This is a genomic window from Pseudoduganella plicata (genome assembly GCF_004421005.1).
In the GTDB taxonomy this organism is placed as follows: domain Bacteria; phylum Pseudomonadota; class Gammaproteobacteria; order Burkholderiales; family Burkholderiaceae_D; genus Rugamonas; species Rugamonas plicata.
On sequence record NZ_CP038026.1, the window covers coordinates 3,167,378 to 3,180,920 of the forward strand.

The 13,543-nt window shown below is 65.2% G+C and carries 13 protein-coding genes; 6 read left to right on the top strand and 7 right to left on the bottom strand.

Annotated features, from left to right (window positions below):
• The first annotated feature begins 62 nt into the window (after positions 1-62).
• Entirely contained in the window at positions 63-476 is a 414-nt protein-coding gene (gloA, locus tag E1742_RS13830; RefSeq protein WP_134385501.1) for a lactoylglutathione lyase, read from the top strand.
• A 54-nt stretch (positions 477-530) separates the two neighbouring features.
• Here the strand turns inward: gloA and E1742_RS13835 are convergent, their stop codons facing one another.
• From E1742_RS13835 to E1742_RS13850, 4 genes are all read right to left on the bottom strand, one after another.
• Entirely contained in the window at positions 531-1,883 is a 1,353-nt protein-coding gene (locus E1742_RS13835; RefSeq protein ID WP_134385502.1) for a TolC family outer membrane protein, read from the bottom strand.
• A gap of 163 nt (positions 1,884-2,046) precedes the next feature.
• Positions 2,047-2,370, bottom strand: coding sequence for a rhodanese-like domain-containing protein (locus tag E1742_RS13840; protein WP_134385503.1), 324 nt, complete (start codon positions 2,368-2,370; stop codon positions 2,047-2,049).
• A 14-nt stretch (positions 2,371-2,384) separates the two neighbouring features.
• Complete coding sequence (locus tag E1742_RS13845) at positions 2,385-3,038, bottom strand: protein-L-isoaspartate O-methyltransferase family protein (protein WP_134385504.1); 654 nt, start codon at positions 3,036-3,038, stop codon at positions 2,385-2,387.
• 150 nt (positions 3,039-3,188) lie between these two features.
• Positions 3,189-3,821 carry a TetR/AcrR family transcriptional regulator gene (locus tag E1742_RS13850; RefSeq protein ID WP_134385505.1) on the bottom strand — a complete coding sequence of 211 codons (633 nt, stop codon included), beginning with the start codon at positions 3,819-3,821 and terminating at the stop codon, positions 3,189-3,191.
• A gap of 164 nt (positions 3,822-3,985) precedes the next feature.
• Here E1742_RS13850 and E1742_RS13855 point away from each other — a divergent pair, with 164 nt between their 5' ends.
• The gene (locus E1742_RS13855) at positions 3,986-5,230 is read left to right on the top strand and encodes a DUF445 domain-containing protein (protein WP_229465959.1); all 1,245 of its coding nucleotides are present in this window, start codon (positions 3,986-3,988) and stop codon (positions 5,228-5,230) included.
• Positions 5,231-5,277: 47 nt separating this feature from the next.
• Positions 5,278-5,532 carry a YkgJ family cysteine cluster protein gene (locus tag E1742_RS13860; protein ID WP_134385506.1) on the top strand — a complete coding sequence of 85 codons (255 nt, stop codon included), beginning with the start codon at positions 5,278-5,280 and terminating at the stop codon, positions 5,530-5,532.
• Positions 5,533-5,560: 28 nt separating this feature from the next.
• On the opposite strand, the gene E1742_RS13865 is transcribed toward E1742_RS13860, so the two are convergent.
• Positions 5,561-6,061, bottom strand: coding sequence for a GNAT family N-acetyltransferase (locus tag E1742_RS13865; protein WP_229465961.1), 501 nt, complete (start codon positions 6,059-6,061; stop codon positions 5,561-5,563).
• 81 nt (positions 6,062-6,142) lie between these two features.
• On the opposite strand from E1742_RS13865, the gene E1742_RS13870 reads away from it, so the two are divergent.
• Positions 6,143-7,246 (top strand): alpha/beta fold hydrolase, encoded by a 1,104-nt coding sequence (locus tag E1742_RS13870; protein WP_134385507.1) that lies wholly within the window; start codon positions 6,143-6,145, stop codon positions 7,244-7,246.
• Positions 7,247-7,258: 12 nt separating this feature from the next.
• On the opposite strand, the gene E1742_RS13875 is transcribed toward E1742_RS13870, so the two are convergent.
• On the bottom strand, positions 7,259-8,314 hold the full coding sequence (locus E1742_RS13875) for a LacI family DNA-binding transcriptional regulator (protein WP_134385508.1): 1,056 nt from the start codon (positions 8,312-8,314) through the stop codon (positions 7,259-7,261).
• Complete coding sequence (locus E1742_RS13880; protein WP_134385509.1) at positions 8,314-10,536, bottom strand: glycoside hydrolase family 3 N-terminal domain-containing protein; 2,223 nt, start codon at positions 10,534-10,536, stop codon at positions 8,314-8,316. The genes E1742_RS13875 and E1742_RS13880 overlap by 1 nt, the downstream gene beginning before the upstream one ends.
• Before the next feature lie 329 nt (positions 10,537-10,865).
• Between E1742_RS13880 and E1742_RS13885 the strand changes: the two genes are divergently transcribed.
• Together E1742_RS13885 and recQ are read left to right on the top strand one after the other, a co-directional pair.
• Positions 10,866-11,699, top strand: coding sequence for an undecaprenyl-diphosphate phosphatase (locus E1742_RS13885; RefSeq protein ID WP_134385510.1), 834 nt, complete (start codon positions 10,866-10,868; stop codon positions 11,697-11,699).
• A 15-nt stretch (positions 11,700-11,714) separates the two neighbouring features.
• Entirely contained in the window at positions 11,715-13,535 is a 1,821-nt protein-coding gene (gene recQ, locus E1742_RS13890; protein ID WP_134385511.1) for a DNA helicase RecQ, read from the top strand.
• The last annotated feature ends 8 nt before the right edge of the window (positions 13,536-13,543 follow it).

Below are 13,543 nucleotides of genomic sequence, written 5' to 3' on the forward strand. Positions count from 1 at the left end.
TTCCGGAACCTGCGTCAACGCCGGTTCCCTTCAGCCTCAACCGCCAAAAGAGAGATTTCAGCATGCGCATCCTGCATACGATGCTGCGGGTCGGCGACCTGCAGCGCTCCATCGACTTCTACACCAAAGTGCTCGGCATGAAACTGCTGCGCACCAGCGACAACCCGGAATACCAGTACACGCTGGCGTTCGTCGGCTACGGCAACAACCCGGACCATGCCGAACTGGAGCTGACGTACAACTACGGCACCGACAAGTACGAGCTGGGCACAGCCTACGGCCACATCGCCATCTCGACCGAAGACATCGTGGCAGCCTGCGACGCGGCCCGCGCCAACGGCGGCAACGTCACCCGCGAGCCGGGCCCCGTCAAGGGCGGCACGACGGTCATCGCCTTCATTACCGATCCGGACGGCTACAAGGTCGAACTGATCGAGCGCTCGTTCGACGGCGCCGGCGGCGGCCTGAACAGCTAAAAAAGAAAAACCGGTGACAGGCACCGGTTTTTTTTCGCGTGCGTCCCCGGCCAATCAGCCGTTGGTCAGCAACGCATTCACTGGCGCCAGATCCGCTTCCTTCAGCGTGCCGGCAGCGGCCTTCAGGCGCAGGCCGTTCATGATCGTGTCGTAGCGGGCCTTGGCCAGGTCGCGCTGGGTCGAGTACAGCTGGCGCTGCGCGTTCAGCACGTCGATATTGATGCGCACGCCCACCTGGTAGCCTAGCTTGTTCGATTCCAGCGCCGACTTGCTCGACACTTCCGCCGCTTCCAGCGCGCGCACCTGCGCCAGGCCGCTGTTGACACCGAGGTAGGCCTGGCGGGCGTTCTGGGCGGCACTGCGCTTCGTTGCCTCCAGGTCATTGCGGGCCTTTTCTTCCAGCGCGATGGTTTCGCGTACGCGGCTGGTGATCTGGAACCCGCTGAAGATCGGCACTGTCCACTGCACGCCGATGGCATTGTTCTTCGTGACGCCATACGCCGTCTGGCTCTGGCGCTGCGATTGCGCCACCAGGTCCACCGTCGGCATGTGGCCGGCGCGGTTGCGTTCGATTTCACGCTTGGCGATTTCCACCGCCAGCTGCTGCACGGCGACGCCGTAGTTCTGCTGCTCGGCCGACGAGATCCACGGCTCGATGGTGGCCGGCTGCGGTGGCGCGATCGTCACGCCCGTGCGCAACGTCGCCAGCGACGCCGGTGCCGTGCCGATAATCTGCTGCAGCGCCGTGCGGCGCACTTCGAGATCGTTGATCGCGGCGAATTCCTGCGCCACAACGAGGTCGTACGCCGCCTGCGCTTCGTGCGTGTCCGTGATGGTCTGCGTGCCCACTTCGAAATTGCGCTTGGCCGATGCCAGCTGCTCCGTCGTGGCGGACTTCTGCGCCTGGATCGAGGCCAGGTTGTCCTGCGCCGTCAGCACGTCGAAGTAGGCCTGCGCCACGCGCACGATCAGGTCCTGCTGGGCCTGCGCGAACTGCGCTTCGGCCTGCGCCTGCGCCAGCTTGCTCTGCTGGTACTGCTGCCAGTTGGCCCAGCGGAACAGCGGCTGGGACAGCTGCAGCGTGTACACGTTCTGGCTGTTGTCCGTATCGCGGCGGGTGATGAAGGTGGGCTGGCCGTCGACGACCGTGGTGGCGCCTTCGTTGACCGGCGTCATGTCGCCATTGTTCTTCATGTGGGTGCCGGACAGCGACACCTGCGGCAGCAGCAGCGAGCGCCCCTGGGCGATCCGTTCCTGGCCTGCCGTCAGCGAATTGCGGGCGCTGGCGTACGTGGCGTCGTTCGCGAGTGCTTGCTGGTAGACTTGGATAAGATCGGCCGCCTGTGCCGCATTTGCGTAAAGCGTGAATGCGCTGGCGAGCAGCACGGCGATAAGGGGTCTCTGCATTGCATTCTCCGTTGGACTCGTAAAAATTCTTGTGTTTATAGCTTGAAACGGTGCACCGCCGCGGGCCGCGTTGCCGCGCACCCGTACTGCCCCTGCCATGCATGGGGACGTTGTTTCCTCAACGGGACCGGCAGCCCGAGCGCCGGCCCAGTGACTGCTGGGACTAATATTTCGGCATGGCCGGATCGACCTGCAGCGCCCACGCGTGGATGCCGCCAGTCAGGTTGCTCACCTTGGCAAACCCGTGCCGTTCCAGGAACGCCGCCACCTGCAGGCTGCGCGCGCCGTGATGGCAGATGCAGACGATCTCCGCGTCTTCATCCAGGTCGTCGATGCGGGCCGGAATGGTCTGCATCGGCATCAGCGCTGCTCCTTCGATATGACAGGTCTCGTATTCCCACGGTTCGCGCACGTCGAGCAGGGTCGGCCGCGGACGGTCGCCGTCGGCCAGCCATGCAGCGAGGTCGGGAGCGGTCAGGTGCTGCATGGCTGCCTCCTGCTTCAGAACGTGAAGTGCGACGGCGTGACAGCCGACAGCAGCGGTTTGACGTCCGTTTCAAACAGCTTCTTCGTGTCGTAGCCGTTGTCGCCCGTGCGCGTGATCAGATGCGCGGACATGACCGGCGACTCGCCGATGATGGCCAGGATGCGCCCGCCCGTCTTGACCTGTTGCAGCACGCCTTCCGGCAGCACCGGCAGCGCGCCCGTGAAGACGATGACGTCGAACGGCGCGCCATTGGTCCAGCCCTGGGCGCCATTGCCCAGGGCCACCGTGACGTTCGATACGCCGTTGGCAGCCAGGTTCTTTTCGGCCAGCGCCTTCAACGCCGGATCGATCTCGACAGCGGTGACCTGGCGGGCACGGTGCGCCAGCAAGGCGGCAACGTAGCCCGTACCGGCGCCCACCAGCAGCACGGTTTCATGTTTCTTGACTTGCACATCCTGCACGATGCGCGCTTCCAGCTTCGGTGTCAGCATCGCATTGCCGCCCGGCAGCGGGATCTCGGTGTCGACGAATGCCAGGTTCTTGCAGGCTTCCGGTACAAAATTCTCGCGCTTGACGACCATCAACAGATCGAGGATGTCGGTGTCCAGCACATCCCATGGGCGGATCTGCTGTTCGATCATATTGAAGCGGGCTTGTTCGATATTCATCTTGATGACTCGGTGAAGGAATAAGAATCCGTCATTTTATCGTTGAACTGGTCAGGACGGCATATTAACGACAACAACGGCACTCGGCGGGAAATTGCGACAGTCTGCAGATTATGGGGGCTGAAGCTGCGAAAATTGCGACCCAGGCATTCACGGTGCGCGGATGCCGCGCTCGACCAGGCCGAGGAATGCGTCCATGAATGCTGCCGGGTCGATGGCCTGTGTATCGCAAGGGAAGAAGCTGTGCGACCACAGCATCAGCATCAGCACGGGCGCCGTCAGCACGCGCGTCATGACGTCCGGATCGACGGGCGCGAATTCGCCGTTGGCGACACCGCGGCGCACGATCGATGCGATCAGGCCGTTACCCCGTTCGATGACTTCGTCATTATAGAAGGCGGCGATTTCGGGAAAATTACCGGCCTCGGCCATGACAAGCTTGGCCAGCCCGGCGGCGCGCGTCAGGCCGACTTCGCGCCACCACTTGTCCAGCATGCCGCGCAGCAGCTCGTTGCAACTGGCGCCGGACGCGGCGGCCACGTCGCTTTCGGCCTCGCCGATGACCTCGACGATGTTCTCGCGCACGACCGCCTTGAACAGCTCCTGCTTGTTCTCAAAATACAGATATAGGGTACCCTTGGAGACGCCGGCGCGGCGCGCCACGTCTTCGAGACGCGTGGCGGCATAGCCCCGGTCGACGAACAGGTCAAGCGCGGCGGCCAGCAGTTCCTGCGGGCGGGCGTCCTTGCGACGCTCCCAGCGCGGCTTCGAGTCGGATTGCATAGGGAAGAGTAGATGCGGCAGTAACTTACCAATTGGTCAGTTAATCATAGCGTCGCCCTTGTCGGCCCGTCAAGGCGACGGATCGCGGCGTTGTGTGAAACGGGCACTACAGTGGAGAACGCCGATACGGCACAATCGGGCTATCGGAACCATGGGAGACCGGAGTGCCGCGCAACAACCCCTTGCAACGCCTGAAACGCATCCGTCGCATCGCCACGTGCCTGCTGGCGGGCATGGCCGTCGTGTTCGTTGTCGCCCGGCTGCTGCAGGCACGTCACCCGTGGCTGGGCTTCGTTGCCGCGTTTGCGGAAGCGGCCATGGTGGGCGGTCTGGCGGACTGGTTTGCCGTGACGGCGCTGTTCCGCCACCCGCTGGGGCTGCCGATTCCCCATACGGCCATCATTCCGCGCAACAAGGACCGCATCGGCGCCAATATCGCCGAATTTCTTGAACATAATTTCATCACCCATGAGGTCTTGCAGAACGAGTTGCGCGACGTCGATTTCGCCGGCGTCAGCGCGCGCTGGCTGGCCGAGGACGCCAACAGCCGCGCCGTGGCGGAACGTCTCGTCGGCACCATCCCCGCCGTCGTGAATATGATCGACGACCGCGACGCGGCCGAATTCTTCCGCGGCGCGCTTGGTTCGTCGTTGAAGGACGTGCGGCTGGCGCCCATGCTGGGCCAGGTCCTGAACGTGCTGGTCGCCGGGCGCCAGCACGTGCGCCTGCTGCAGCGGGTGCTGGGCCTGGTTGCCAAGGCGCTGGAAGAAAACCGCGGCTACATCCGCCAGAAGGTGCACGACCACAGCCCCAGCTGGATACCGAAAATGGTGGATGAAAAGTTCTACGAGCGGCTCATGAACGGCATCCAGAGCATCCTGGATGACATGGCCGACGAAAACGGCGAATGGCGCGCCCGCTTCCATCGGTCGATCGAAGACCTGATCCACGAGCTGGAAACGTCGCCCGAGTACGAGGAAAAGCTGCGCGCGCTGCTTGCAAGGGGCCTGCATCATCCGCTGTTCCGGGAATACGTCGGCACGGTCTGGTCCGACGTGCGGGCGCGGCTGCTGACGGCGGGCACCTCGCCCGACTCGCGCCTGCTGGCCCGGGCGCAGGCGGCATTGCAGGTCTTCGCGGCGGCGCTGCAGCAAAATCCCGCGATCCGCGCCAAGCTCAACGACTGGATGCGCGGCTTCGCCATCGAAGCGGTCGTCGAGCGGCGCAGCCTGATCGTGTCCGTCGTCCAGCGCGTCATCGACAAATGGGATGCCGAGACGATTTCGCAGAAACTGGAACTGCAGGTCGGCAGCGATCTGCAGTTCATCCGCATCAACGGCACGCTCGTTGGCGGCGTGGTGGGCCTGTTGCTGTATTGCGTGTCGCTGGCACTGGCCAGTGGGCAATGAGGCCGGGGCGGCGTAAAATACGCACCCCCCACCCGATCGAACGCCACATGAACTGCCGCGACCACTGCGGTGCCTGCTGCACCGCGCCTTCCATCACCAGCCCGATTCCCGGTATGCCGAACGGCAAGCCGGCCGGCGTGCGCTGCATCCAGCTGGCCGACGACAACCGCTGCCGCATTTTCGGCAAGCCCGAGCGCCCCGCGTTCTGCGGCGGCCTGCAGCCGTCGGAAGAGATGTGCGGCACAACGCGCGAGTACGCGATGCTCTGGCTGGACGATCTCGAACGCGCTACCCGGCCTTAGAACACCGGGGACGAAAAAATCACCGAAATCAGCCTGCCCAGGCCATCTTCTGCACCGAAATATGCGGATGGCTCTCCAACGGCTCCCACTCCGGCAGGAACGCGAAGCCCTGCCGCTGGTACAGCGTTGCCGCGCTGACGTTCTCCGGCGCGACATCGAGCACGATGCGGCGGTGGCCGCGCGCCAGCGCCCGCTCCTTGATCGCGGCGATCAGTTGCCCGGCCACGCCCCGGCCGCGATATTCCGGATGCACCCACATGGCGATCAGGTTGTACTCGTTCTTCCCGTTGATCACGCCGGCGACGATGCCGACGGCCTGCCCACCGTCGAACGCCAGCAGGTATTCGGCCTTGTCCGAGCCGGCGGCGCGCGTCTGCCATTGCTCGTCGGTGTACTGCGCGGCGGAGGCGTATGTGACGCCGAAAGCGGTCGGCGCGTCGCGCAGCGCGGCGAGGCGGACAGCCTTGAGGGTTTGCCAGTCGTCCGGCGTGGTGGGGCGGATGATCATCGGGTCATTTTTGTCTGTCAAAACACCATGGTCTCATCGGCATGTCATTTGTGCAAACCCGCGCTATGATTTCCGTTGTTCCCACTCGACGGAGGCGGTGCTATGAGCAAAAGATGGACGGCGGCATGCCTGATCTTCACGACGACAGGCGCCCTGGCCGATGACGCCACGGATGCAAAAGCCTATCAAAGATCGCGCGCGGCAGTAGCCGACCTGACGCGGATCGTCGCCCCCGGGGGCATCCAGGCGTCGTACAAGACGGCCATCGGCGGCATCGACCAGTGGCTGTTCGTGCGCGGGCAGGACAAGGCCAATCCGATCATCCTGTTCGTACACGGCGGTCCGGCATCCCCCGTGATACCGACGGCCTGGCAGTTCCAGCGCCCCATCGAGGAATACTTCACGGTGGCGAACTGGGACCAGCGCGGCGCCGGCCTGACGTTTCGCGACAACCCGCAGGAGAAGGTGGCCGATACGCTGAAGGTGGCGCGCTATGTGGACGACACCATCGAAGTGGCCGAGCACCTGCGCAAGAAATACGGCAAGGCCAAGGTGATCCTGATGGCGCACAGCTGGGGCACCGTGCCGGCGCTGGGCGCGGCTTTGAGGCGGCCGGACCTGTTCTACGGCTATGTCGGTATCGGCCAGGTGATCAGCACGCGCGAGAATGAACGCATCGGCTTCGACTACGCGCTGGCCCAGGCGAAGGCGCACCACAACCAGGAGGCGCTCAGGGACCTGCAGTCGATCGCGCCCTATCCAGGCGACCAGCCCATCACCCGCGAGCGCATCATTACAGCACGCAAATGGCCGCAATACTATGGTGGCCTGTCCGCCTTCCGCAGCGAATCGACATACTTCTTCAGCGGACCGCGCCTGTCGCCCGACTACAGCCCGGACGATGTGAAAAACATCGACCAGGGCAGCCTGTTCACGCTCGGCCGGCTGCTGCCGGAATTCGTCACGGTCGACTACAGCCGGGTCGGCACGTTCCCCATCCCCGTCATCATGTTTTTTGGCCGGCACGATTACACCACGCCGACGGCGCCGACCGAGGCATGGCTGCGGCAAGTGAAGGCGCCGTACAAGCAGGCCGTCTGGTTCGAGCGCTCGGCGCACATGGCGCCGTGGGAGGAACCTGGCAAGACGCTCGTCAGCCTGCTGCGCTACGTGCGTCCGCTGGCCGACGGCAAGATGCCCGACTAGGTCGTGCCCCGCTTAAGTCGTGCCCCGCTCGACGATGGTAAAGCCGACATCGCGGATCGGCTGCTCCACCGCGCGGCCGTCGGCGCGCTGCATGATGTAACGGGCGGCCGTGTCGCCGATCAGGGTGCCGTCCACGCGCACCGTCGTCAGCGGGGGCTGCAGGTCGCGCGACAGGGCAAGGTCGCCCATGCCGACAATCGCCAGTTGCGACGGCACGGCGATGCCCAGCGCCTGCGCCTCGACCAGCACGCCCAGCGCCACCATGTCGGAGCTGCAGAAGATGGCGTCGATGCCGGGCGCCCGGTCCAGCAGGACACGCAGCCCTTCACGCCCGCTGGCGGCCGTGCTGGGCGCCGGCACCACGTGCTGGGCCAGCGCGCCCGAGCCGGCGATGCCCAGCGACGCGGCCGCCGCACCGAAGGCCGCGTGGCGGCGGACGGCGCGCTCGTCGTCCGCCGTGATCGAGGCCACGTGGCGGCGGCCGCGCCGCTGCAGGAAGTGCGCGACGGCGGCGCCCAGCTGCTCGTGCGAGAAACCGACCAGCATGTCGACGGGGTTCGGCGTCAGGTCCCACGTCTCGACGACGGGAATGCCGCTGGCCACCAGCCGGCGCCGCGCCAGGGTCGAATGCATGATGCCCGTCAGGATCACGCCATCGGGCCGGCGCGCGATGATCGCTTCGAGCAGTGCATCCTCGCGCGAGCCAGCGTAGCCGGCCTGGCCCAGCATCATCTGGTAGCCGCTGGCCGCCAGCGTGTCCGTCAGCGCCTGCACGGTTTCGAGGAATACGGAACCCGTGATGGTCGGGACCACGGCCGCCACCAGCCGGGTGCGGCGCGACGCCAGGCCGCCGGCCAGCAGGTTCGGCACGTAGCCCGTGCGTTCGACGGCCTCGCGCACGCGCAGCAGGATTTCGTCCGATACCGCTTCAGGCGTGTTCAGCGCGCGCGAGGCGGTGATGGGGGCGACGTTGGCCAGCCGTGCCACGTCGCGCAACGTCAGGCTTGTCCCCTTGCTGCGCCGGCGTTTCGGCGCCACGGCCACCTTGTCGATATCGTGTTCCGCCATCAGCGCTCCTGCAGCCGCAGCGTGCTTTCGAGGCGGATGTCGTCCGACGCGCTGCCCACCATCAGCAGGAAGTCGCCCGGTTCGGCGGTCCATTTCAGCCGGCTGTCGAAGAACGCCAGCGTCTCGCGGTCGATGGAAAACGACACGCGCTGCCGCTCGCCCGGTCGCAGAACGACCTTGCGGAAGCCTTTCAGCTCCTTCACCGGCCGGACGACGGACGCCACCACGTCGCGGATGTACAGCTGTGCGATCTCCGTGCCGGCCACCTTGCCGGTGTTGGCGATGTCGAACGACAGCGTGGCCCGCTCGCCGTTCGCCAGAGTAGGCTTGTCGAGTGTGAGGCCGGAATAAGTAAAGGTGGTGTAGCTCAGGCCATGGCCGAATGCGTAGCGTGGCGTATTCGGTGCGTCGATGTAGGCGGAGCGGTAGACGATGTCCTTCTCGTTCAGCACCGGCCGCCCCGTCGCATATTGCGCATACGGCAGCGGTATCTGGCCGACGTTGCGGGGGAAGCCGATCGGCAGTTTGGCGGACGGGTTGTAGTCGCCGAACAGCACACTGGCGACCGCGTTGCCGCCTTCGGAACCGGGGAACCAGGCGTACAGGATCGCATCCGCCTTGTCCGCAATCTCGCTGAAGATCAGCGGACGGCCCGCCAGCAGCACGACGACGACCGGCTTGCCGGTGGCCTTCAGCGCCGCGAACAGTTCGTTCTGCCGGCCGGGCAGGCCGAGATCGGTGCGCGACTTCGCCTCGCCGCTCATGTCCCATGTCTCGCCCACCGTCAGCACGATGACGTCCGCGCTGGCCGCGGCAGCCACCGCCTTGGCAAAACCATCCTTTGACGCGCAGCCGGGCTTGCAGGCAGCGGCATGGATTACTTGCGCCCCCCTGGCGCGGGCGCGGATGCCGTCGAGGATCGTCACGACGTCGCCACGCACGTCGTTGACGACCCAGCCGCCTTCGAGATCGCGCTTCGAGTCGGCCAGCGGGCCGATGACGGCGATACGGCGCGCACCCGCCGCCAGCGGCAGCGTGTTGTTCTCGTTCTTCAGCAGGACGATGGATTTCTGCGCCACGTCGCGGGCAACGGCGCGGTGGCTCGCATCGGCCAGCACGGCCTGCTCCCGCTGCGGATCGGAGAAGCGGTAGGGCTCGTCGAACAGCCCCAGCTCGAATTTCTTTGCCAGGATGCGGCGCACGGCATCGTCGATATGGGCAGCACTGACCCTGCCGGCCTTGACGGCGTCTTCGAGGTGGTTGACGTACGCCTCGCCCTCCATGTCCATGTCGCTGCCGGCGCCCATCGCCTTCACGGCGGCATCGGGCAGGTCGCTGGCATAGCCGTGCGCCACCATCTCCTTGACAGACGCCCAATCGCTGACGACGAAGCCGCTGAACTTCCATTCGCCTTTGAGGATATCGCGCTGCAGGAAGCTGCTGCCCGTGGCCGGGATGCCGTTCAGCGTATTGAAGGCGTTCATGAATGTGGCGACGCCGGCGTCCAGCGCGGCCTTGAATGGCGGCAGATAGACTTCGTAGAGCTGCTGCGGGCTGAGATCGACGGCGTTGTAATCGCGGCCGGCAACGGCGGCGCCATAAGCGGCAAAGTGCTTGGCCGTGGCCATTACGCGGTCGGTGCCGCCCAGCTTCGCTCCCTGGAACCCGCTCACGCGGGCCCGGGCGATCTGCGACCCGAGATACGGGTCCTCACCGGCGCCTTCCATCACGCGGCCCCAGCGCGGATCGCGCGCCACGTCGACCATCGGCGCGAACGTCCAGTGGATGCCGGCGGCGGAAGCCTCGCGCGCGGCGATGCGCGCCGAGGCTTCGATCGCCTCCATGTCCCACGATGCGGCCTCGCCCAGCGGCACCGGGAAGACGGTTTTATAGCCGTGGATGACGTCCAGGCCGAACAGCAGCGGAATCTTCAGCCGCGACTGCAGCGCCAGCCCCTGCATCTCGCGCGTGTCCGCCGCGCCCTTGACGTTGAGCAGCGAGCCGACCTTGCCGGCACGGATATCGGCCAGCTGGCTGGCGCGCGACGCGGCCTGGGGCCCGGTCGCCTCGCGGCCTGTCAGCTGATTGAGCTGGCCGATCTTTTCCTGCAGGGTCATGCGCGCCAGCAGCGCCTCGACCTTCTGTTGCACATCCTGCGTCTGTGCCAGCGCGGACAGGGGCAACGCCAGCAGGCACAGTGCAGCGCTCCGTCGTAGTGTCATCCTGCGTCTCCCGTTTGGTTGTATTGTTCTTGCGCCTCGCGTCGCGGCACGCCGCCACGTTGGTGCGTTGGTAACGCTACCAAGTTTAAAAAAATATTAAGTTCAGTCCGGTGTAATGTCAAAGCAAAAATCTGCAGCCTGGTAGTTCCGACAGCGAAAAAAATTGTGTTGCCGGGCATGCTGCCATGCAGCAGATTAGTTGTAATTCCTATATCATCACGTGCGGTCCGGGGTATGCCTGAGCTGGCGGGTCGCCTGCCTGCTCGTGGTAAGCTTCGTGCCCACGCCGGGCCCCGTGCCATTCCACCCACCTCACACCCGACATAACAATGGATATCGTTCTCGCTCTGAAGGCCCTGATCATGGGCCTGGTCGAAGGTTTTACCGAATTTCTGCCCATCTCTTCCACCGGCCACCTGATCCTGGCCGGCAGCCTGCTGGAGTTCACGGGCGAGAAAGTCAAAGTATTTGAAATCGCGATCCAGGCGGGCGCGATGCTGGCGGTGATCTGGGAATACCGCGCGCGCATCGCCAATGTGGTGAGCGGGCTGGGCAGCGATCCGAAGGCGCAGCGATTCGCTCTGAACGTCGTGGTCGGCTTCCTGCCCGCGGCAATCCTGGGGCTGCTGTTCAACAAGGTGATCACCGCCGTGCTGTTCAAGCCCGTGCCGGTGGCCACGGCGTTCATCGTTGGCGGCCTGATCATTCTTTGGGTGGAACGGCGCGCCCGCAACAATCCCGTCGCCGTGCGCATCCAATCGGTGGACGACATGACCTTGATGGACGCGCTGAAAGTGGGCTGCGCCCAGGCGTTCGCGCTGATTCCAGGTACCAGCCGCTCCGGCGCCACGATCATCGGCGGCATGATGCTGGGTCTGTCGCGCAAGGCGGCCACGGAGTTCTCCTTCTTCCTGGCCATTCCGACACTGCTGGGTGCCACGTTCTATTCGCTGTTCAAGCAGCGCGAGCTGCTGTCCGCTGCCGACCTGCCGATGTTCGGCGTGGGGACGCTCTCCGCGTTCGTTTCCGCGTTCCTGTGCGTGCGCTGGCTGTTGCGCTATATCAGTTCGCATGACTTCACGATCTTTGCGTGGTACCGTATCGTGTTCGGCATCGTCGTCATCGCAACCGCCCACTTCGGTCTCGTGAATTGGGCAGAGTAAGAAATTAAGTCAGTTATGGATCATCTGGATATCAGTCAGCGCGCGCTGCACCTGCTTGAAACGGTTTTTGGCTACCCGGCCTTCCGCGGCCAGCAGGCTGAAATCGTCGAGCAGGTCGCCAACGGCGGCGATGCGCTCGTGCTGATGCCCACCGGCGGCGGCAAGTCGCTGTGCTACCAGATCCCGGCGCTGCTGCGCGATGGTGTCGGCGTTGTCGTTTCGCCACTGATCGCGCTGATGCAGGACCAGGTCGACGCGCTGGAGGAAGTGGGCGTGCGCGCCGCCTTCCTGAACTCCACGCAGACGTGGGAGGAAGCGTCCCGCATCGAACGCATGGTGCGCACCGGGCAGCTCGATCTGCTGTACGTCGCGCCGGAGCGGCTGATGACGCAGCGCTGCTTCGACCTGCTGCAGGATTCGAAGATCGCCCTGTTCGCCATCGACGAGGCGCACTGCGTCTCCCAATGGGGTCACGACTTCCGCCCGGAGTACATCAAGCTCTCCGTGCTGCACGAGCAGTTCCCGAACGTGCCGCGCATCGCGCTGACGGCCACGGCCGATCCGCAGACGCGCGCCGAGATCGCGCACCGGCTGGACCTGACGAATGCGGCGCAATTCGTCTCGTCGTTCGACCGCCCGAATATCCGCTACCAGATCGTCGAGAAGACCACCGGGCGCAAGCAGCTGCTGGATTTCATCACGGCCGAACACCCCGGCGACGCCGGCATCGTCTACTGCCTGTCGCGCAAGAAGGTGGAGGAGACGGCCGAATTCCTCAACGAGAACGGCATCCGCGCCCTGCCCTATCATGCCGGCATGGAGCACGCCAAGCGTGCCGCCAACCAGTCGCGCTTCCTGCGCGAGGAAAGCCTCGTGATGGTGGCAACGATCGCGTTCGGCATGGGCATCGACAAGCCGGACGTGCGCTTTGTCGCCCACCTGGATCTGCCGAAAAGTATCGAGGGCTACTACCAGGAGACGGGCCGCGCGGGCCGCGACGGCCTGCCCGCCAGCGCCTGGATGTCGTACGGCCTGCAGGACGTGGTGCTGCAACGCCGGATGATCGACGAATCCGAGGCGGACGAAAACTTCAAACGCGTGCTGGGCATGAAGCTCGACGCGATGCTGGGCCTGTGCGAGACGCTGTCGTGCCGGCGCGTGCGCCTGCTGGATTATTTCGGCGAAGCGTCCGGCCCGTGCGGCAACTGCGATACGTGCCTGCTGCCGCCCGTGTCGTTCGACGGTACGGTGCCCGTGCAGAAGCTGCTGTCGGCGATCTACCGCGTCGACCAGCGCTTCGCGGCCACGCACGTGATCGAGGTGCTGCGCGGCGTGGAGACGGAGCGCATCAAGACCTGGCGCCACGACACGCTGTCCGTGTTCGGCGTGGGCGCCGATCGCAGCGAGCAGGAATGGCGCGCCATCCTGCGCCAGGTGATCGCGCTGGGCCTCGTTACCGTCGACCATGACCAGTACAGCTCACTGAAGCTGACGGATGCGGCGCGCCCCGTGCTGAAGGGCGGCCAGAAGGTGCAGCTGCGCCAGTACCAGAAACCGTCGAAGCCGAAGCGCACGTCGGCCCCGAAAGGCTATGCCGAGACGTTCCTGGAGCCGGAAGAACAGGCCATCTTCGAGCGCCTGCGCGCCTGGCGCATGGGCATGGCGCGCGAACACAACGTGGCGGCCTTCGTCATCTTCCCCGATGCGACCCTGCGCGACATCGCCAAGGTCAAGCCCACGTCGCTGGGCGAGCTGCGCGGCGTGTCCGGCGTGGGCGAGAAGAAGCTTGCCTCTTACGGCGGCGATATCGTCGGCATCATTTCGGAAATGGTCTAGGGAGGCGG